Annotated in this window: 20 protein-coding genes; 15 read left to right on the top strand and 5 right to left on the bottom strand. The window is 59.3% G+C overall.

The window, feature by feature from the left end; all coding sequences use genetic code 11:
* The first annotated feature begins 79 nt into the window (after positions 1 to 79).
* Both aroG and BN4575_RS12680 read left to right on the top strand, forming a co-directional pair.
* Positions 80 to 1135: a 3-deoxy-7-phosphoheptulonate synthase AroG gene (gene aroG / locus BN4575_RS12685; protein ID WP_068978426.1), complete on the top strand. Its 1056-nt coding sequence runs from the start codon at positions 80 to 82 to the stop codon at positions 1133 to 1135.
* Between the two features lie 96 nt (positions 1136 to 1231).
* The gene (locus BN4575_RS12680; RefSeq protein ID WP_068978425.1) at positions 1232 to 1705 is read left to right on the top strand and encodes a DUF4442 domain-containing protein; all 474 of its coding nucleotides are present in this window, start codon (positions 1232 to 1234) and stop codon (positions 1703 to 1705) included.
* Between the two features lie 34 nt (positions 1706 to 1739).
* Here BN4575_RS12680 and ybcJ read toward each other — a convergent pair whose 3' ends face one another.
* Complete coding sequence (gene ybcJ / locus BN4575_RS12675) at positions 1740 to 1973, bottom strand: ribosome-associated protein YbcJ (RefSeq protein ID WP_042023921.1); 234 nt, start codon at positions 1971 to 1973, stop codon at positions 1740 to 1742.
* A gap of 262 nt (positions 1974 to 2235) precedes the next feature.
* On the opposite strand from ybcJ, the gene BN4575_RS12670 reads away from it, so the two are divergent.
* The 3 genes from BN4575_RS12670 to pdxY all read left to right on the top strand — a co-directional run bounded on the left by BN4575_RS12670 (position 2236) and on the right by pdxY (position 4714).
* Positions 2236 to 2814: a VC2662 family protein gene (locus tag BN4575_RS12670; protein ID WP_068978424.1), complete on the top strand. Its 579-nt coding sequence runs from the start codon at positions 2236 to 2238 to the stop codon at positions 2812 to 2814.
* Positions 2815 to 2897: 83 nt separating this feature from the next.
* A complete protein-coding gene (locus BN4575_RS12665) occupies positions 2898 to 3650 on the top strand; it encodes a DUF429 domain-containing protein (RefSeq protein WP_068978423.1) in 753 nt (250 codons plus the stop codon).
* 200 nt (positions 3651 to 3850) lie between these two features.
* Positions 3851 to 4714 carry a pyridoxal kinase PdxY gene (pdxY, locus tag BN4575_RS12660; RefSeq protein WP_068978422.1) on the top strand — a complete coding sequence of 288 codons (864 nt, stop codon included), beginning with the start codon at positions 3851 to 3853 and terminating at the stop codon, positions 4712 to 4714.
* Positions 4715 to 4788: 74 nt separating this feature from the next.
* Here pdxY and BN4575_RS12655 read toward each other — a convergent pair whose 3' ends face one another.
* Positions 4789 to 5181: an NUDIX hydrolase gene (locus tag BN4575_RS12655; RefSeq protein ID WP_068978421.1), complete on the bottom strand. Its 393-nt coding sequence runs from the start codon at positions 5179 to 5181 to the stop codon at positions 4789 to 4791.
* 338 nt (positions 5182 to 5519) lie between these two features.
* On the opposite strand from BN4575_RS12655, the gene BN4575_RS12650 reads away from it, so the two are divergent.
* Together BN4575_RS12650 and BN4575_RS12645 are read left to right on the top strand one after the other, a co-directional pair.
* Positions 5520 to 6365, top strand: coding sequence for a DUF5718 family protein (locus BN4575_RS12650; RefSeq protein ID WP_068978501.1), 846 nt, complete (start codon positions 5520 to 5522; stop codon positions 6363 to 6365).
* Positions 6366 to 6422: 57 nt separating this feature from the next.
* Positions 6423 to 6863: an acetyltransferase gene (locus BN4575_RS12645; RefSeq protein WP_068978420.1), complete on the top strand. Its 441-nt coding sequence runs from the start codon at positions 6423 to 6425 to the stop codon at positions 6861 to 6863.
* Between the two features lie 77 nt (positions 6864 to 6940).
* Here the strand turns inward: BN4575_RS12645 and BN4575_RS12640 are convergent, their stop codons facing one another.
* The 3 genes from BN4575_RS12640 to BN4575_RS21770 form a co-directional block, all read right to left on the bottom strand.
* A complete protein-coding gene (locus tag BN4575_RS12640) occupies positions 6941 to 7261 on the bottom strand; it encodes a DUF4377 domain-containing protein (RefSeq protein WP_068978419.1) in 321 nt (106 codons plus the stop codon).
* A 94-nt stretch (positions 7262 to 7355) separates the two neighbouring features.
* Positions 7356 to 8642 carry a citrate synthase gene (locus tag BN4575_RS12635; RefSeq protein ID WP_068978418.1) on the bottom strand — a complete coding sequence of 429 codons (1287 nt, stop codon included), beginning with the start codon at positions 8640 to 8642 and terminating at the stop codon, positions 7356 to 7358.
* A gap of 177 nt (positions 8643 to 8819) precedes the next feature.
* Positions 8820 to 9020, bottom strand: a complete 201-nt coding sequence (locus BN4575_RS21770; RefSeq protein WP_139244989.1) for a hypothetical protein — start codon at positions 9018 to 9020, stop codon at positions 8820 to 8822.
* A 64-nt stretch (positions 9021 to 9084) separates the two neighbouring features.
* On the opposite strand from BN4575_RS21770, the gene sdhC reads away from it, so the two are divergent.
* The 8 genes from sdhC to sucD all read left to right on the top strand — a co-directional run bounded on the left by sdhC (position 9085) and on the right by sucD (position 18704).
* A complete protein-coding gene (gene sdhC, locus BN4575_RS12630; protein WP_021231296.1) occupies positions 9085 to 9462 on the top strand; it encodes a succinate dehydrogenase cytochrome b556 subunit in 378 nt (125 codons plus the stop codon).
* Entirely contained in the window at positions 9456 to 9800 is a 345-nt protein-coding gene (sdhD, locus tag BN4575_RS12625) for a succinate dehydrogenase, hydrophobic membrane anchor protein (RefSeq protein ID WP_005333558.1), read from the top strand. Before sdhC ends, sdhD begins: the two co-directional genes overlap by 7 nt.
* 1 nt (position 9801) lies before the next feature.
* Complete coding sequence (gene sdhA / locus BN4575_RS12620) at positions 9802 to 11568, top strand: succinate dehydrogenase flavoprotein subunit (protein WP_042023903.1); 1767 nt, start codon at positions 9802 to 9804, stop codon at positions 11566 to 11568.
* A gap of 130 nt (positions 11569 to 11698) precedes the next feature.
* Positions 11699 to 12415 (top strand): succinate dehydrogenase iron-sulfur subunit, encoded by a 717-nt coding sequence (locus BN4575_RS12615; RefSeq protein ID WP_042023901.1) that lies wholly within the window; start codon positions 11699 to 11701, stop codon positions 12413 to 12415.
* A gap of 104 nt (positions 12416 to 12519) precedes the next feature.
* Positions 12520 to 15327 carry a 2-oxoglutarate dehydrogenase E1 component gene (gene sucA, locus BN4575_RS12610; protein ID WP_068978417.1) on the top strand — a complete coding sequence of 936 codons (2808 nt, stop codon included), beginning with the start codon at positions 12520 to 12522 and terminating at the stop codon, positions 15325 to 15327.
* 34 nt (positions 15328 to 15361) lie between these two features.
* Complete coding sequence (odhB, locus tag BN4575_RS12605) at positions 15362 to 16549, top strand: 2-oxoglutarate dehydrogenase complex dihydrolipoyllysine-residue succinyltransferase (RefSeq protein ID WP_068978416.1); 1188 nt, start codon at positions 15362 to 15364, stop codon at positions 16547 to 16549.
* A 116-nt stretch (positions 16550 to 16665) separates the two neighbouring features.
* A complete protein-coding gene (gene sucC, locus BN4575_RS12600; RefSeq protein WP_068978415.1) occupies positions 16666 to 17832 on the top strand; it encodes an ADP-forming succinate--CoA ligase subunit beta in 1167 nt (388 codons plus the stop codon).
* Positions 17832 to 18704: a succinate--CoA ligase subunit alpha gene (gene sucD, locus BN4575_RS12595; RefSeq protein ID WP_033116130.1), complete on the top strand. Its 873-nt coding sequence runs from the start codon at positions 17832 to 17834 to the stop codon at positions 18702 to 18704. The genes sucC and sucD overlap by 1 nt, the downstream gene beginning before the upstream one ends.
* Positions 18705 to 18838: the final 134 nt, after the last annotated feature.

Here is an 18838-nt window from a genome sequence, read left to right as displayed (position 1 = left end):
GTAATTTCCTATTTACACATGCTCTGTCGCGGGCTATGTTGAGATTTCCTAATCGCAGTCACTAGCAGGAAGCCTTGTCATGCAGCATCAAACCGACGACGTTCGTATCAGTGAAATCAAAGAGTTATTACCCCCGGTTGCGGTGCTTGAGAAGTTTCCGGCTACCGAGACCGCATCAAATACAGTCTTTGAATCCCGTCAGGCCATTCACCGGATCCTGACCGGTGAAGATGAGCGTCTGCTGGTGGTGATTGGTCCTTGCTCCATCCACGATCCGGTGGCCGCGCTGGAGTACGGCAAGCGCCTCAAGGCGTTGCGCGACGAGCTGAAAGGTCAGCTGGAGATCGTGATGCGGGTCTACTTCGAAAAACCGCGCACCACAGTGGGCTGGAAGGGGCTGATCAACGACCCGTACCTCGACAACAGCTGCAAGATCAACGATGGTCTGCGCATTGGTCGCAAGCTGTTGCTGGATCTCAACGACATGGGGCTGCCGACCGCCTCCGAATTCCTCGACATGATCACCCCGCAATATGTGGCGGATCTGATGAGCTGGGGTGCTATCGGTGCCCGTACCACCGAATCCCAGGTACATCGCGAGCTGGCCTCCGGTCTCTCTTGTCCAGTGGGCTTCAAGAACGGCACTGACGGTACCATCAAGGTCGCCATCGATGCCATCGGGGCCGCCAGTGCGCCGCACCACTTCTTGTCGGTCACCAAATATGGTCACTCCGCCATCGTGGCGACCCGCGGTAACCCGGATTGTCACATCATCCTGCGCGGTGGCCGTGAGCCGAACTACAGCGCAGCCCATGTTGACGAGGTGGTGAAGGGGCTGGAGAAGGCCGGTCTGCCGCAGAAGGTGATGATCGATTTTAGCCACGCCAACAGCAGCAAGCAGTTCAAGAACCAGATGGTGGTGGCCGAAGATGTGGCTGGCCAGCTGCGTGCCGGTAGCAAGGCGGTGTTTGGTGTGATGGTGGAGAGCCATCTGGTAGAAGGTCGTCAGGATCTGGTGGATGGGGGCGAACTCACCGTCGGCCAGAGCATCACCGATGCCTGCATCGGCTGGGCCGACACCGAAGTGCTGCTGCGCAATCTGGCGGATGGTGTCGCCACCCGCAATGCCGTTTAACTGAGTCACAGGCTTCCAGCGCCATCGGAAGCCTTGTAGAACAGCTGCCATGCTGGCAACATGCTGTTTACACTAACTCATCGGATCAGTTCGCATATGGATTTGCAACGCTTCAAAGCCAATCTGGCGCTTCGGCTGTTTGCCTGGCGCTACATTCCCGTCATCGGATTTTGCGCCCCGGTCATCGAACAGATGAGCGCCAGGGCGCTGCGCATTCGCATTCCCCTTGGCTGGCGTACCCGCAACCACCTGGGCAGCATGTATTTCGGGGCTCTGGCAACCGGCGCCGATCTGGTAGGTGGCCTGCTGGTGATGGAGAAGGGGCGGCAGCGGCGCAAGAAGGTGCACTTCGCCTTCAAGGATGTGCAGGGGGAATTTCTGAAGCGTCCGGAAGGGGATGTGCAGTTTGACTGCGCAGCGGGGGAGGAGATCGATGCCATGATCGATGAGTCGCTGGCGACCGGTCAGCGCATCAACCGCCCCATCCAGGTGGTGGCCACCTGTCCGTCATTGAACGGGGATGAGGCGATGGCGCGCTTTGTACTGACCTTGTCGATCAAGGCCAGCTAGCGAGTTATCAGAGGCAGACCCCTGACTCGGGGCGTTAGCCAATCTCCGGGCTGATGCCCTCTTTGACGACTACTTTCATGCCGTTGAAGTTGACGACTTGCTCCGCCACGATTTTGCAGCGTTTGCGGGTTTCGATCTGGCCGTCTACTTCTACCAGACCTTCGGCGATCAGCGCCTTGGATGCGCCACCACAGTCGGCCCAACCCTGATGTTTGATAAGGTCACACAAGGCAACGAAGGGGTGGCCTTCGAGCAAAAACGTCTCCATGGAAAATCCTCTAGATGGATGAATGCCGATTACAGCAGGGCGGCTATTTTAGGCAGTTAAGTGAGGCAATGAAAGGAAAGGCCGGTATGTCAGGCGAAAAAGTGCCAGATAGTGCTGATCCGTGTGCCAATCCGCCAAAAATCGCGGGATACCGCCGCTGGCGGCCGTGACGTATCGTGACGCACCTCGTCCCCGCTGGTGTGCCCACACTCTCCCCTGACTGTTAGGATCGGGTCACTCTCAATGGCCCAAGGAACTTCCCATGACACTTTCACGACAGCAACTGGCACGCCTGCTACTGGCGTGCAGCGCCCTTACCCTGTGGGGTGTCGCGCAGGCCAGTACACCGGTGCAGATTTCGCTGCCCGGGGTTAATTTGCCCGCCTCCCATCAGGTAGAGGGGGCACGCGCCTCGCTGCTCTATGGCCGCACCGGTCAGGTGAAGGGGATCGATCTGCCGATCTTCGCGCTGTCTGATGTGGATCAGTTCAGCGGTCTGCAACTCGGGATCTTCCTCGGCGCTGGGCGGGTACGCCACCAGTTTAACGGGGTCGCCATCAACGCCATCAACTGGCACGAAGGGCAGGATACCGGCGTCAACCTGGGGCTGGTCAACCTGACCAACAACGTGCAGGGCCTCAACTGGGGTGCGGTCAACATCGCCAAGGGCAACGCGCTGGCCAACGTTGGTCTGGTTAACTATGCCGAGCGCACCACCTTCCAGATCGGTTTTATCAATGCCACCCGGCATCTCGATGGGTTGCAGATCGGGCTCGCCAACTACGCCGCCAACGGCGTTTTCCCCATTTTGCCGCTGGTGAACTTCCAGAAATCGTTCTGACAAGGCGGTTCGCTTTGCGTTAAGGGCGTCTGCTGATTACCCTGTGCCCCTTGCAACGTGTGACAGGCAAAATGAGGTAATTGATGACGGCAGGGCAGATGAGTGCAATCGGGATCGGCTGGGATGTGCGTGGCTGGCAGGGCAGCGCCCAGGCGGTGGCCGTGGTGGGTTGGCAGGCCGGTTCGAACCGCCTGCACTGGCTCGGGGTGTCGCCACTGTTTCGCCTGAGCTCGCGGGTGGCGCCGGATCTGGCCGCCCTGCTGCGTCCGGCCCTGCAAAATGAGGCCACGTTGGCGCAGGTCGAGGCTTGCCCGCAACTGGCGCTCGGTATCGATGCGCCGCTCGCCTTTCCCCGCGCCTTGCGCGAGCTGCTCAACGGCCAGCCACACAGTTGCGCCGCCCCCGAGCGGGAGATAGACAACCCCTACGCCTATCGCGACTGCGAGCGCTGGCTTTATCAGCAATATGGCAAGAAGCCCCTCTCGGCCACCTTCGACCGGCTCGGCAACAACGCCACCCTGGCGCTCTCCATGCTGCCCAATCTTGCGGATCTGCAACTGGTGCCCAAGGGGCAGGCGCAGGCCAGCCGCGCCGTGCTGGAGGTCTATCCGGCACTGGCTAAAGTCGGCGGCAAGGCATCCCCGGCACGCCCCGATCTGGTGGCCTTGCTGCCCGATGATCTGGTGGTTGGCACCGATCGCTACGATGCGGCGCTCTGCGCCCTGATGGCGTTGCAATATGCCGCTGGTGGCAAGGTGGCGGCGTTGCCCGCACTGGTGCAACCGCCAAGTGACATGCCTCGTGATGAAGGGTGGGTCTATCACTTTGCCCGCTAGTATGGTGTTAAGCGCAATGAGATATGACGGACGGGGGCACGGCGCATCATGGCGCCGCTCACTGTTCCGAACTTGGCTAAATGGCGCAAAAACCTGTCTTTAGTCAGGAAATTGCCTGTTCATCCCGCGCCAAGGTGGCGCATCGTTATCTTCATCCGATATATTGCCCACCTTGCTGATCCTTTGCTGTGGTATTCCCGATGAAATCCGTTCTCTCTATTCAGTCCCACGTGGTCTTTGGCTGTGCCGGTAACAGTGCGGCCGTCTTCCCCATGCGCCGCCTTGGTATGGATGTATGGCCCATCAACACGGTGCAGTTTTCCAACCATACCCAATATGCCCAGGGGTGGCAGGGGATGGCGATGCCAGCGGGCCATATCAGCGCGTTGGTTGAGGGATTGGGCAATATCGAGGTGCTCGGTGGCTGTGACGCCGTGCTGAGCGGATACCTTGGCTCCGCCGAGCAGGGGGACGAGATCCTGACCGTGGTCAAGGCCGTCAAGGCGGCCAACCCCGATGCCATCTATTTTTGTGACCCTGTGATGGGCCATCCGGAGAAGGGGTGTATCGTTGCCCCCGGCGTCACCCGTTTTCTGACCGAGCAGGCGCTGCCGGTGGCCGACATGATGGCTCCCAACCTGCTGGAGCTGGAGACCCTCTGCGATACCCATCTGGCGGATCTGGCCCAGACCCGCGCAGCCGCCCATCAGCTGCTGGCCCGCGGCGTCAAGCTGGTGCTGGTCAAACATCTCGGCCGTGCGGCGCAGGACTCCCGCCGCTTCGAGATGCTGTTGGCAACCCCGGAAGGGGATTACCTGATTGCCCGTCCGCTCTACGACTTTGCCCGCCAGCCGGTGGGGGTTGGCGATCTCATCAGCGCCCTGATGCTGGCCAATTTGCTGGCTGGTCACGATGCGGTCAGCGCATTCGAGCGCACCAACGCCTCGGTGGATGCGGTGCTGCAAGAGACCTGGCGCCAGCAGGCTTACGAGCTGCAGCTGATCGCCGCGCAAGACGCCTTTGCCCTGCCAGAGGTTCAGGCGCGGGCGGTGAAACTGCCCTGATGTAGGTAGCTTCGAATGTAAAGAGGTGAGCCATTGGCTCACCTCTTTTGTTTGCACCGCTCTCGTTTATAGGGTTAGCGGATCAACCCCTGCTCAACCAGCCAGGCAAACAGCAGGCGGGAGACGGGGGAGAGTTCATCGAGATGAGTGCTGTCGAGCCAGCGCAGCTCGGCGATCTCGGCCGAGGCGACCGGGGTGCCGCTGGCTTTGCCGGTGTAGCAGCGCAGTCGCACCTCGACCCCTGTAGGTTTGCCATCGGCCTGGGCGCTGAATTCGCAGGCAAAGCGCAGGGTATCGGGTTGCAGGGTGACGGCCAGCTCCTCCTCAATCTCGCGGATAAGGGCCGCCTCATCGCTCTCGCCCGGTTCGCGCTTGCCGCCGGGGATGTAATAGATATCCTTGCCGTGGGAGCGGGCACAGAGTAGTTGCTGATCTTTAAAAGTGAGCCAGGCGAGTTTGTCGATCATCCGTTTTCTCTCCGATGGTGTTGCCGTGATGAGCCGGGGCGCAGTCAAGCGCGCCGCGGTTTTGCATGCTGGCAGCCTAACAAAGATGAAGTTGAGTCCCAAGGGGAAAGAGGGGAGAGGCCGGAAACGCACTGTTTCCAGCGCGGTGACCGCGCTGGTGAAATGGTGCGCAAGCGTTGTCTCGCCACAGCCGCCTCGTCCCTAAAAAAGCGGACTGGCGCACACCACGGCAGGCCCGGACTGGGCGAAGGTGGGGGCCTTGTGGTTTAATCTTGCCACTTTAGCGGTAGTGGGCGATGGGCCTGCTACCTGACGTGGGCAAGATGCAGGTGAGCAAGATGCAGATAGCAGCAGAGAGCAAGTTTATCGGACTCGGGGTAGCGGGCAATTTCGCCGGTCATCTGGAGCAGGCAGGCGAAGCGTCAGACTTCGTGGCGGTGGTGGTGCGTGATACCACGGCGCCCAAGGCACTGTTCCCCTTCTTCGTGCCGGGCCACCCGGGCCAGCTAGGGGTGTTCCCCTTAAGCGATAAGGCAGTGTTCCTGCCGGAAGCGGCGGTCAGTGGTGACGAGAAGGTGCAGATCGAGCCGGAAGTGGCGCTCTGGTGCGAGCTGGAGTATGCGGGCAAGCAGGTGGTGGCGATCCATCCCCGTGCGTTTGGCGCCTACAACGACTGCTCCATTCGTCGTCCCAACGCCAAGAAGATCAGCGAGAAGAAGAACTGGGGCGAAGAGAGCAAGGGGCTGGCGGCTAAGCTGCTGCCGCTCTCCGGTTTCGCCGCCGGTTGCGAACTCGATGACTATCGCATCGCCTGCTATCTGGAGCGGGACGGTGAGCTGCACACCTACGGGGTAGACAGCGCCGCCATCGATTACAGCTACTTCCACGGTCAGCTGCTCGACTGGGCCATCGACAAGTTCAACCATCAGCAGGACCAAGGCCCGGCAGAGCACATTCAGGGGCTGCTGGCGCAGGCGGGACACCCTCCCCACGCGCTGATCAGTATCGGGGCCACCCGCTATACCCCGTTTGGCGAGACCCACTTCCTCAAACCGGGCGACACCGCCTGCGTGGTGGTCTACCCGGGCAGCCGTTATAGCGAAGCGGATATCCGCGAGGCGATCCGTACCCGCAGCTTTGGCGCCGACGTTTCGGTATTGCTGCAGGCGGTGCAGGCTCGCTAATCACCTTTGCCAGCGGGGAGGTGTCTCTTCCCGCTGGTTATCATATCGAGTCATTTAATGAAGATTGTTCCTGTATCCCGAGCCGATTATCCGGCGCTGATCAAGCTGTGGGAGGCCTCGGTGCGGGCAACCCACAACTTCCTGCCCGAGGCCGAGATCCTGGCCCTCAAACCCCTTATTCTCGAACGCTATTTCGATGCGGTGACACTGCACTGTGCCCGCACAGAAGAGGGGAGCATTGTGGGCTTTAGCGGGCTGTTGGACGGCAAGATAGAGATGCTGTTTGTGGCTCCCGAGGCGCGCGGTAGTGGCGTGGGGCGTTTGCTGGTGGCCCATGCCATCACGCAGGGCGGCGCGACGCAGGTTGACGTCAACGAGCAGAACGAACAGGCGGTGGGCTTCTATCTGAAGATGGGGTTCACCGTGACGGGCCGCTCAGCGCTGGATGGTCAGGGCAAGCCCTATCCGCTGCTGCATATGGCGTTGGCGATGCGCTAGTCGCTCCTGATGAGGCGTTGTACCCATAAACGAACGAGGGATGGCGTGTGCCATCCCTCGTTTTTTGATCCCGCCTGTTACTTGCCGGCGACCTTGCTCACCACCTTGATCAGCTGATAGCGCAATGACGAGGCATCGGCTGGCACATCGGTGAGCTGCTCCTTGCTGACGCTGAGCTGGTACTGGTAGCCCGGCTCGAACTGGAAGCCCTCAATCTGCTGATAGAAGAAGGTCCAGGGTTGCTGTTCGTCACTGCGCACCTGCATGCACTGCATCGGGCCAACCCCGACGCAATCGACCAGCTGGCTGTTGATATAGAGGGTCTCCCCCTGTGACGGTGCGGGTGCGCTCTGGCAGGCGGTCAGCAGCAAGGCTGCGCTGATAAACAGTGGTTTCATGATGGACTCCTTCAACGCGAAAGGGGGCATTAGAGCGGCAAACAAAAAGGCGGTCAATGACCGCCTTTGTAACAAATCATGTTGATTCAGCCTGTTAGCGCTGCTCGAGCGGAACGAATTCCCGCTGTGGCTGGCCGATATAGAGCTGACGTGGACGACCGATCTTCTGATCCGGATCCGAGTGCATTTCGTTCCAGTGGGCAATCCAGCCAATGGTCCGAGAGATGGCGAAGATCACGGTGAACATGCTCATCGGGATACCGATCGCCTTCATGATGATGCCGGAGTAGAAGTCCACGTTGGGGTAGAGCTTCTTCTCGACGAAGTAGGGGTCGGACAGCGCAATGCGCTCCAGCTCCATGGCGACATCCAGCAGCGGATCCTTGATCTGCAGCTCGGTCAGCACTTCGTGACAGGTTTGACGCATCACCTGGGCACGGGGGTCGTGGTTCTTGTAGACCCGGTGACCGAAGCCCATCAGACGGAACGGATCGTTCTTGTCTTTGGCTTTGGCGATGAACTCGGGAATGCGATCCACCGAGCCGATCTCTTCCAGCATGCGCAGGCAGGCTTCGTTGGCACCGCCGTGAGCCGGACCCCACAGGGAGGCGATCCCCGCAGCGATACAGGCGAACGGGTTGGCACCGGAGGAGCCAGCCAGACGGACGGTGGAGGTGGATGCATTCTGCTCGTGATCAGCATGGAGGGTAAAAATACGATCCATGGCCCGTTCGACTGTGGGGTTGACCTTGTACTCTTCGGTCGGCACGCCAAACATCATGTGCAGGAAGTTACCCGCATAGGAGAGGGCGTTACGGGGCTGCATAAACGGCTGGCCGATGGAGTACTTGTAACACATGGCGGCCAAGGTCGGCATCTTGGAGAGCAGACGGAAGGCGCAAATCTCGCGGTGCTGCTCGTTGTTGATATCGAGGGCATCGTGATAGAAGGCGGAGAGGGCGCTGACCACACCGCACATGATGGCCATGGGGTGGGAGTCACGACGAAAACCGCGGAAGAAGAAGGCGATCTGCTCGTGCACCATGGTGTGACGGGTCACCAGTCGGTGGAACTCGGCATATTGCGCCTTGGTCGGTGCTTCGCCATAGAGCAGGATGTAGCAGACTTCGAGGTAGCTCGATTGCATCGCCAGTTGGGCGATGGGGAAACCACGGTGCAGCAAGACACCCTGATCGCCATCGATGTAGGTAATAGCGGATTTGCAAGAACCGGTGGCCATAAAACCGGGGTCGAAGGTGAAATACCCTTGGGCGCCCAATTTTCTGACATCGATGACATCCGGTCCGATCGTACCAGAGAGGATAGGCAGTTCGACCGGATCTTTTCCGGGTAGGTGTAGGGTGGCTATTTTATCAGCCATAGCACGTCTCCTTTGCTCTTTATAATTTGGTTCCAGTCCTACTCTATTACGACTTTCATGACGCTGGCAAAGGTTGTTACCCATACCGAGGCGGCTGGAGCGCCTTATTTGAAACAGAGTTCCTTATCAATGTCAATTTTGCTGGGACCCCATTAATGACATTAATGAAATGTTAAATTAAATATGCGATCCAGTTTGCGGTTTTGTGTTTTCTTTGTAGCTGTTTGATTGTCTTCGGTTAAAGCCGCCGATATACTGCGCCACGTGGGTCATGGCTGTGGGCGTTTGAAACGCGTTGGCAAAGCCTGATGTGAAACCGAAAACTGGATTTTTGGCTTTTTCAGCGTGTTTTGGTAACAAATAACCAACAATCACCATCCCGTGCCCTCAAGTGTGAGTTAAAACAATAACTAACGTGCTCAATGGAGCTGAGTGGGCAAGCGTGAAAAACAAACAGAGACCGGTCAACCTCGACCTACAGACGATCAGCTTTCCTGTCACTGCCATTGCATCCATCTTGCACCGTGTTTCAGGGGTTATCACCTTTGTCGCACTGGGCATCTTGCTGTGGATGCTTGGTACTTCACTCGCCTCTCCCGAAGGGTTTGCCACCGTAGTTGCCATCATGGACAACTTCCTGGTCAAACTCGTGCTGTGGGGGATCCTGACTGCGCTGGCATACCACATTGTGGGCGGCTTGCGTCATCTGGTCATGGATATGGGCTATTGGGAAGAGCTGGAATCCGGCAATCAGAGCGCCCGTGTGGCCTTCGTGATCACCGCGATCCTGGCTGTATTGGCGGGAGTGCTTGTATGGTAACCAATTCTGCAACCTTCGGGCGTAGCGGCGTTCACGATTACATCCTGATCCGCGCCACCGCCCTCATCATGACCTGTTACGTGCTCTATCTGGTGGGATTTGTCGCGTTCAACGACATCACCTACGAGGTGTGGGCAGGCTTCTTCGCCAAAACATTCACCAAAGTATTCACCCTGTTGACCCTGCTCTGCGTACTGATCCACGCCTGGATTGGTCTGTGGCAGGTGCTGACTGACTATATCAAGCCGGTAGGGCTGCGTGGGGCGCTGCAATTTGCCTTGGTCGTGGTGCTGTTTGTCTATCTGATGACGGGTTTCGTCGTGCTGTGGGGTGTGTAAGGTGACTATTCCAACTCGTGAATTTGATGCTGTGGTGATTGGGGCCGGTGGTGCCGGTATGCGCGCCGCGCTCTCGATTGCCCAGTCCGGCAAGAGCTGCGCTCTGTTGTCCAAGGTTTTTCCAACCCGTTCTCACACGGTATCCGCCCAGGGCGGGATCACGGTTGCGCTGGGCAATGCCCACGACGACAACTGGCAGTGGCACATGTATGACACCGTCAAAGGCTCCGACTACATCGGTGACCAGGAGGCCATCGAGTACATGTGCAAGACCGGCCCCGAGGCCATCTACGAGCTGGAGAACATGGGCCTGCCCTTCTCCCGCTTTGAAAATGGTTCTGTCTACCAGCGTCCGTTTGGTGGTCAGTCCAAGAATTTTGGTGGTGAGCAGGCTGCTCGCACCGCGGCGGCCGCTGACCGTACCGGTCACGCCCTGCTGCACACCCTCTATCAGCAGAACGTCAAGAGCAAGACCACTGTCTTCTCCGAGTGGTATGCGCTGGATCTGGTGAAAAACCAGGACGGTCACATCGTTGGTTGTACCGCCATCGATATGGAGAGCGGCGAAGTGGTCTACTTCAAGGCCAAGGCGACCGTGCTGGCCACTGGCGGTGCCGGTCGTATCTACCAGTCCACCACCAATGCCCACATCAACACCGGCGACGGTGTCGGCATGGCGCTGCGCGCCGGGGTAGGGGTGCAGGACATGGAGTTCTGGCAGTTCCACCCGACCGGCATCGCCGGGGCAGGGGTGCTGGTGACCGAAGGGTGCCGTGGTGAAGGCGGTTATCTGCTTAACAAAGATGGCGAGCGCTTCATGGAGCGTTACGCACCCAACGCCAAGGATCTGGCCGGTCGCGATGTGGTGGCCCGTTCCATCATGATCGAGATCCGCGAAGGCCGTGGTTGCGACGGTCCCTGGGGCCCGCACATCAAGCTCAAGCTGGATCACCTCGGCAAAGAGGTGCTGGAATCCCGTCTGCCGGGTATCTGCGAGCTGTCGCGCACCTTCGCCCACGTGGATCCGGTCAAAGAGCCGATTCCGATCATCCCGACCTGCCACTACATGATGGGCGGCGTGCCGACCAACGTGAATGGCCAGTGTCTGGCACAAGACAAAGATGGCAATGACGTACCTGTAGTCGGCCTGTTTGCAGTGGGCGAGATTGCCTGCGTTTCTGTGCACGGCGCCAACCGTCTGGGTGGCAACTCGCTGCTGGATCTGGTGGTGTTCGGTCGTGCCGCTGGCATGTATCTGGTCAACACCCTGGGCGAGATGGAGCACGGCCGCGAAGCGTCAGAGTCCGACATTGACGCCGCCATGGCCCGCTTCAACCGCTGGGAAAATTGCCGTGACGGCGAAGACCCGGTGCAGATCCGCAAGGACCTGCAGACCTGCATGCAGAATAACTTCTCGGTATTCCGTGAAGGTGATGCCATGGCAGAAGGGCTGGCCGAGCTGAAACTCATTCGCGAGCGCCTCAAGCGTGCCCGGCTGGATGACACCTCCAAGGAGTTCAACACCCAGCGCATCGAGTGCCTGGAGCTGGACAACCTGATGGAGACGGCGTTTGCCACCGCGGTGGCGGCCAACTTCCGTACCGAGAGTCGCGGCGCTCATAGCCGCTTTGACTTCCCGGATCGGGACGACGAGAGCTGGTTGTGCCACAGCCTCTATCATCCGGACTCCGAGTCCATGACCCGTCGCGCGGTCAACATGTCTCCGAAAACCCGTGAAGCGTTCCCACCCAAGGTGCGGACTTACTGATTACGGAGACAAGCACAATGAAGGTCACATTCTCGGTATGTCGCGACATCTGCCGGTCTGTGAACAGAGGGGAGGAACACCCCTCCCTCTTATCCAACGTGCGGTATTACTGATTGCGGAGCCAAGCCCTATGAACGTCACATTCTCTGTCTACAGATACAATCCGGATGTTGATAACGTCCCTCATATGAAGGAATATCGTCTTGATATTCCTGAAGGTTCCGACATGATGGTGCTTGATGCACTGATCCAGTTGAAAGAGCTGGACCCCACCCTTTCCTTCCGCCGCTCTTGCCGCGAAGGGGTCTGTGGATCTGACGGTCTCAACATGAATGGCAAGAACGGTCTTGCCTGTATCACCCCGCTCTCTGATCTGCTGAAGAAGGGCAATAACGTGGTGCTGCGTCCCTTGCCCGGGCTGCCGGTGATCCGCGATCTGGTGATCGACATGACCCAGTTCTACACCCAGTGGGAGAAGGTCAAACCCTTCCTCATCAACGATGACAAGTTGCCGCCGGTGCGTGAGCACCTGCAATCCCCCGAAGAGCGCGCCAAGCTTGACGGCCTGTACGAGTGCATTCTCTGTGCCTGCTGCTCCACTTCGTGCCCCTCCTTCTGGTGGAACCCTGACAAGTTCATCGGTCCGGCCGGGCTGCTCGCAGCCTACCGCTGGCTGGCAGACAGCCGCGACACCGCGACCACCGAGCGATTGGGTAATCTGGACGACGCCTTTAGCGTGTTCCGCTGCCACGGCATCATGAACTGCGTGAACGTCTGTCCGAAAGGCTTGAACCCGACCAAGGCGATTGGCCAGATCAAGTCGATGTTGCTCAATCGGGCCGTTTAGTTTTTGGGCTAGCCCAACGTCTGGAGAGCCATCCCACCCGTGGCAGGATGGCTTTTTGAACCCTACAAGCTGCGCAGCAGTAACAAGATGTACAAGGGATAGAAATGCATAACGGCGTGATGAAGGCCTGGTTGGAGTCATCTCACCTGGCTGGTGCGAATGCTAGCTATATCGAGGATCTTTACGAATCCTTTCTGGAAAATCCTGACTCCGTGTCCGATGAGTGGCGCAGCCTGTTTAGCGAGCTGCCCCAGGTCAATGGCCACGTGGTTGAACAACCTCACTCCCAGGTCCGCGATTATTTCCGTCGTCTGGCCAAGGATCCTTCCCGTTACAGCGCCCCTGTTACCGATCCCCAAGTGGATGCCAAGCAGGTACGGGTGCTGCAGCTGATCAATGCCTTCCGTTTTCGTGGTCACCAGAATGCCAATCTGGACCCGCTGGGCCTGTGGCAGCGTGAAACCGTTGCCGAGCTGGACCCCGCATTCCACAACCTGCAGGGCGCAGACATGGAGGCCACCTTCAATGTGGGCTCCTATGCCATCGGTCGCGAGACCATGGTACTCGGTGATCTGTACGCCTCGCTGAAAAAGACCTACTGCAGCAGCATAGGTGCCGACTACATGCACCTCACCTCCACGGAAGAGAAGCGCTGGCTGCAACAGCGTCTCGAATCCATTGAAGGGAAGGGGAGCTACACCCTCGAAGAGAAGACCCGTTTCCTCGAGAGCCTGACCGCCGCCGAAGGGCTGGAGAAATATCTGGGCGCCAAATTCCCGGGAGCCAAGCGCTTCTCGCTGGAAGGTGGCGATGCCATGATCCCCATGCTCAAGGAGCTGATCCGTCGCGCCGGTGAGCAGGGCTGCAAAGAGGCCGTCATCGGTATGGCCCACCGTGGCCGCCTCAACGTGCTGATCAACGTGCTTGGCAAACGCGCACAAGACCTGTTCGACGAGTTCGCCGGCAAGCATGGGGAATCTTGGGGCACCGGTGATGTGAAGTACCACATGGGCTTCTCCTCTGATTTCGCGACCCCAGGTGGCAACGTGCATCTGGCGCTGGCGTTCAACCCGTCCCACCTCGAGATCGTTAACCCTGTGGTCATCGGTTCTGTGCGTGCGCGGATGGATCGCCATGGTGACAAGGATGGCGCAAGCGTGTTGCCCATCACCATTCACGGTGACTCGGCCATGTCCGGTCAGGGCGTAGTGGCCGAGACCTTCAACATGTCCCAGACCCGTGCTTATGGCGTGGGCGGGACGGTGCGGATCGTCATCAACAACCAGGTCGGTTTCACCACCTCTTACCATCGTGATCTGCGCTCCACCGAATATTGCACCGACATCGCCAAGGCGGTGCAGGCGCCAGTGCTGCACGTCAACGGCGATGATCCGGAAGCCGTGGTGCTGGTGACCCAGATTGCACTGGATTACCGCAATACCTTCAAGCGCGACGTGGTGATCGAGCTGGTCTGCTACCGTCGTCACGGTCACAACGAAGCTGACGAGCCGAGCGCGACCCAGCCGCTGATGTACCAGCAGATCAAACAGCACCCGACCCCGCGCAAGATCTACGCCGATCAGCTGGTGGCCGAGGGCGCTGTCAGTCAGGAGCTGGCCACCACCCTGGTCAACGACTATCGCGACACCCTGGATCGCGGTGAGCGGGTGAGCAAAGAGTGGCGGCCGATGGAGCTGCACTCCGTCGACTGGACCCCCTATCTGGGTCACGACTGGGCGATGCACTATGACAGCACCTTGCCGCTGGATTACCTCAAATCCCTCGGCGATCGGGTGAGCCAGTATCCGGCGACCCATGTGCTGCAGCGTCAGGTTGAGAAAATTTACGAAGACCGTCGTCTGATGGCGGCGGGTGAGAAGTTGCTGGATTGGGGCTTTGCCGAGACTTTGGCCTACGCCACTTTGGTGGACAAGGGCTCCCGCATCCGCTTCACCGGTGAGGACTCCGGTCGTGGCACCTTCTTCCACCGTCATGCCGTGATCCACAATCAGACCGATGCCAGCACCTACACCCCGCTGTGCAACCTGCACGACGAGCAGGGGCCGTTCGAGATTTACGACTCGGTGCTGACCGAGAACGCGGTACTGGCCTTTGAATATGGCTACGCCAGCGCCGAGCCGGCTGGCCTCACCATCTGGGAAGCCCAGTTTGGTGACTTCGCCAACTGTGCCCAGGTGGTGGTGGATCAGTTCCTCTCCTCCGGCGAGCAGAAGTGGGGCCGGATGTGCGGCCTGACCATGCTGCTGCCGCACGGTTACGAGGGCCAGGGCCCGGAGCACTCCTCCGCCCGTCTCGAGCGTTTCTTGCAGATGTGTGCCCAGCACAACATGCAGGTGTGCGTGCCCTCTACCCCGGCGCAGGTATTCCACATGCTGCGTCGTCAGGTGATCCGTCCGATGCGTCGTCCGCTGATCGTGATGACGCCAAAATCCCTGCTGCGCCACCCGCTGGCAGTGAGCAAGCTCGAAGAGCTGGCGGAAGGCACCTTCCAGAATGCCATCGGCGAAATTGATGCGCTGGATCCGAAAGCGGTCAAGCGGGTGGTGTTCTGCTCCGGCAAGGTCTATTACGACCTGCTCGATGCCCGTCGCAAGGCCGAGCAGCAGGATGTGGCACTGGTGCGGATTGAGCAGCTCTACCCCTTCCCGGAAGAGGAAGTGCGCGCCATTCTGGCCCACTACAGCCATGTCACCGACTTTGTCTGGTGTCAGGAAGAGCCACAGAATCAGGGCGCCTGGTACTGCACCCGTCACCACTACGATGGGGTGCTGCCGGTCGGTACCACCCTGCGTTATGCCGGTCGCCCCGCGTCAGCCTCGCCGGCCGTTGGTTATATGTCTGTCCACACCAAGCAGCAAAAAGCCTTGGTGGAAGATGCCCTTACCCTGTAAAGCCTCTGGCATAGAAGTAAAAGGAACTGATTAGATGACTATCGAGATCAAGGTACCGGACCTGCCGGAATCAGTGGCCGATGCCACTATCGCCACCTGGCACAAGAAGCCCGGTGATCTGGTCGCCCGTGACGAAGTGCTGGTCGACATCGAAACTGACAAAGTAGTGCTGGAAGTGCCGGCACCGCAAGCCGGTGTGCTGGGGGAGATCCTGCAAGGGGAAGGGGCGACCGTGTTGTCCCGTCAGCTGATTGCCATCCTCAACGCGGCCCCGGTGGCCGGTGAAGAGACCAAAGAGAAACCGGCAGAAGCGGTGGCCGATGACGGCGCCGATGGCTTGAGCCCCTCGGTGCGCCGCCTGATTGGCGAGCATGACATCGATGTGAGCAAGGTCACCGGCACCGGCAAGGGCGGACGCATCAGCAAGGAAGATGTGGAGGCCTACATCAAGGCGAAGAGCCAGCCTGCAGCTGCCGCGCCCGTCGCTGCTGCCCCTGCGGCCAAAGTGGCGCCGCTGGGTGGTCGCAGTGACAAGCGGGTGCCGATGACCCGTTTGCGCAAGCGCATCGCCGAGCGTCTGCTGGAAGCGAAAAACACCACCGCCATGCTGACCACCTTCAACGAGGTCAACATGAAGCCGATCATGGATCTGCGCAAGCAGTACGGCGAGATCTTCGAGAAGAAGCACGGCATCAAGCTCGGCTTTATGTCCTTCTACGTGAAAGCGGTGGTCGAATCCCTCAAGCGCTATCCGGAAGTGAATGCCGCACTGGATGGCGATGAAGTGGTTTACCACAACTACTTCGATGTCAGCATCGCCGTCTCCACCCCGCGCGGGCTGGTGACCCCGGTGCTGCGCGACTGCGACAACATGAGCCTGTCGGACATCGAGAAGGCCATCAAGGATCTGGCGGGCAAGGGCCGTGATGGCAAGCTGACCGTGGATGAACTGACTGGCGGTAACTTCACCATCACCAACGGTGGCGTGTTTGGCTCCCTGATGTCCACCCCGATCATCAACCCGCCCCAGAGCGCCATTCTGGGGATGCACAAGATCCAGGATCGCCCGATGGCGGTCAACGGCAAGGTCGAGATCCTGCCGATGATGTACCTGGCACTTTCCTACGATCACCGTCTCATCGACGGACGTGAATCGGTCGGCTTCCTGGTCTCCGTTAAGGAGCTGCTGGAAGATCCAACCCGTCTGTTGCTGGACGTCTGAGCACTGTAATACCCGAGCGAGCGAAAGATAACGAGGGGCCGCCCAGGCCCCCATTCATAGGGGATTGAGAAACACCAACCCCGGACGGAAATACCTACAACACGGATAGAGCATCTATGAATCTGCATGAATATCAGGCAAAAAAGCTGTTTGCCGAGTATGGCCTGCCGGTCTCCGAAGGTTATGCCTGTGCTACCCCACAAGAAGCGGCCGAAGCGGCTGACAAGATTGGCGGCAATATCTGGGTCGTCAAATGCCAGGTGCACGCCGGTGGTCGCGGTAAAGCGGGCGGCGTGAAAGTGGCCAAGAGCAAGGATGAGATCCGTGCCTTCGCCCAGAACTGGCTTGGCAAAAATCTGGTGACCTACCAGACAGATGCGGGCGGCCAGCCGGTCACCAAGATCCTGGTTGAATCTTGCACCGACATCGCCAAAGAGCTCTACCTGGGTGCCGTGGTTGACCGTGGCTCACGCCGCGTGGTCTTCATGGCCTCTACCGAAGGTGGCGTGGATATCGAGAAGATTGCCCACGAAACCCCCCATTTGATCCACAAGGCGGCCATCGATCCGCTGGTGGGTCCGCAGGCCTATCAGGCCCGCGAACTGGCCTTCAAACTGGGTCTGGTCGGCGATCAGATCAAACAGTTCACCAAGATTTTCTTAGGCTTGGGCCAGATGTTCCTGGATTGCGATTTCGCGCTGCTGGAGATCAACCCGCTGGTGATCACCAAGCAGGGCAACCTGCACTGCCTGGATGGCAAGATCAACATCGACGCCAACGCCCTCTATCGTCAGCCCAAGCTGCGCGAGATGCACGATCCCTCTCAGGATGACCCCCGCGAAGCGCACGCCGCTCAGTGGGAACTCAACTATGTGGCCCTCGATGGCAACATCGGCTGCATGGTCAACGGCGCCGGTCTGGCCATGGGCACCATGGACATCGTCAACCTGCACGGCGGCAAGCCCGCCAACTTCCTTGACGTCGGCGGCGGCGCCACCAAGGAGCGGGTGACCGAGGCGTTCAAGATCATCCTCTCCGACAGCAACGTCAAAGCGGTGCTGGTCAACATCTTCGGCGGCATCGTGCGCTGCGACATGATCGCGGAAGGCATCATAGGTGCGGTCAAGGAAGTGGGGGTCAAGGTGCCCGTGGTTGTGCGTCTGGAAGGCAACAATGCCGAGCTGGGTGGTATCAAGCTGGCCGAGAGCGGCCTCAACATCATTGCGGCCAAGAGTCTGACCGATGCCGCGCAGCAAGTCGTCAAAGCAGCGGAGGCCAACTGATGAGCGTACTGATTAACAAGGAAACCCGAGTCATCTGCCAGGGCTTTACCGGCGGTCAGGGTACTTTCCACTCCGAGCAGGCGCTCTCTTACGGCACCCAGCTGGTGGGCGGCGTCTCTCCGGGCAAGGGCGGCACCACCCATCTGGGGCTGCCGGTGTTCAACACCGTTCGTGACGCGGTTGAAGCGACCGGCGCCACTGCCTCCGTCATCTATGTCCCGGCGCCGTTCTGCAAGGACGCGATCCTGGAAGCGATCGACGCGGGCATCAAGCTGATCGTCACCATCACCGAAGGCATCCCGACTCTGGATATGCTGGACGTCAAAGTGAAGCTGCAAGAGACCGGCGTGCGGATGATCGGCCCCAACTGCCCGGGTGTGATCACCCCGGGTGAGTGCAAGATCGGCATCATGCCGGGCCACATTCACAAGCCGGGCAAGGTGGGCATCGTCTCCCGCTCCGGCACCCTGACCTACGAAGCGGTCAAGCAGACCACTGACGAGGGCTTTGGCCAGTCCACCTGCGTCGGTATCGGTGGCGACCCCATCCCGGGCTCCAACTTTATCGACATTCTGGAGATGTTCCAGAACGACCCGCAGACCGAAGCGATCGTGATGATCGGCGAGATCGGCGGCAACGCCGAGGAAGACGCGGCCGCCTATATCAAGGCCCACGTCACCAAGCCGGTGGTCTCCTATATCGCCGGTGTTACCGCGCCTCCCGGCAAGCGGATGGGCCACGCTGGCGCCATCATCTCCGGTGGCAAGGGTACCGCCGCCGACAAGTTTGCCGCGCTGGAAGATGCTGGCGTGAAAACCGTCCGCTCCCTTGCCGATATCGGCAAGGCCCTGCGCGAAGTGACTGGCTGGTAATTCCCGTTCATGTACAGGATCTTTAGCGGCAACCAATTGAAATAGATATAAAAAAGGCTTCGTTTGTGATCTGATTTTATCGCCAAACAAAATCAACACGCGCGAAGCCTATGACCATTATTAATGCTAATCAC

Origin of the sequence: Aeromonas sp. EERV15 (assembly GCF_900079845.1) — a bacterium.
GTDB classification, from domain to species: domain Bacteria; phylum Pseudomonadota; class Gammaproteobacteria; order Enterobacterales; family Aeromonadaceae; genus Aeromonas; species Aeromonas sobria.
This window is presented reverse-complemented; position numbering and strand designations above follow the sequence as displayed.

Bases quoted from the DNA above. Each gene is read 5' to 3' on its own strand.
- sdhD (WP_005333558.1), top strand. From the start codon at position 9,456: ATGGTAACCAATTCTGCAACCTTCGGGCGTAGCGGCGTTCACGATTAC.
- ybcJ (WP_042023921.1), bottom strand. From the start codon at position 1,973: ATGGAGACGTTTTTGCTCGAAGGCCACCCCTTCGTTGCCTTGTGTGAC.
- BN4575_RS12655 (WP_068978421.1), bottom strand. From the start codon at position 5,181: ATGATCGACAAACTCGCCTGGCTCACTTTTAAAGATCAGCAACTACTC.
- BN4575_RS21770 (WP_139244989.1), bottom strand. From the start codon at position 9,020: ATGGTGATTGTTGGTTATTTGTTACCAAAACACGCTGAAAAAGCCAAA.
- sucC (WP_068978415.1), top strand. From the start codon at position 16,666: ATGAATCTGCATGAATATCAGGCAAAAAAGCTGTTTGCCGAGTATGGC.
- BN4575_RS12645 (WP_068978420.1), top strand. From the start codon at position 6,423: ATGAAGATTGTTCCTGTATCCCGAGCCGATTATCCGGCGCTGATCAAG.
- BN4575_RS12670 (WP_068978424.1), top strand. From the start codon at position 2,236: ATGACACTTTCACGACAGCAACTGGCACGCCTGCTACTGGCGTGCAGC.
- sucD (WP_033116130.1), top strand. From the start codon at position 17,832: ATGAGCGTACTGATTAACAAGGAAACCCGAGTCATCTGCCAGGGCTTT.
- odhB (WP_068978416.1), top strand. From the start codon at position 15,362: ATGACTATCGAGATCAAGGTACCGGACCTGCCGGAATCAGTGGCCGAT.
- sucA (WP_068978417.1), top strand. From the start codon at position 12,520: ATGCATAACGGCGTGATGAAGGCCTGGTTGGAGTCATCTCACCTGGCT.
- BN4575_RS12650 (WP_068978501.1), top strand. From the start codon at position 5,520: ATGCAGATAGCAGCAGAGAGCAAGTTTATCGGACTCGGGGTAGCGGGC.
- BN4575_RS12640 (WP_068978419.1), bottom strand. From the start codon at position 7,261: ATGAAACCACTGTTTATCAGCGCAGCCTTGCTGCTGACCGCCTGCCAG.
- pdxY (WP_068978422.1), top strand. From the start codon at position 3,851: ATGAAATCCGTTCTCTCTATTCAGTCCCACGTGGTCTTTGGCTGTGCC.
- BN4575_RS12680 (WP_068978425.1), top strand. From the start codon at position 1,232: ATGGATTTGCAACGCTTCAAAGCCAATCTGGCGCTTCGGCTGTTTGCC.
- aroG (WP_068978426.1), top strand. From the start codon at position 80: ATGCAGCATCAAACCGACGACGTTCGTATCAGTGAAATCAAAGAGTTA.
- BN4575_RS12635 (WP_068978418.1), bottom strand. From the start codon at position 8,642: ATGGCTGATAAAATAGCCACCCTACACCTACCCGGAAAAGATCCGGTC.
- BN4575_RS12615 (WP_042023901.1), top strand. From the start codon at position 11,699: ATGAACGTCACATTCTCTGTCTACAGATACAATCCGGATGTTGATAAC.
- BN4575_RS12665 (WP_068978423.1), top strand. From the start codon at position 2,898: ATGACGGCAGGGCAGATGAGTGCAATCGGGATCGGCTGGGATGTGCGT.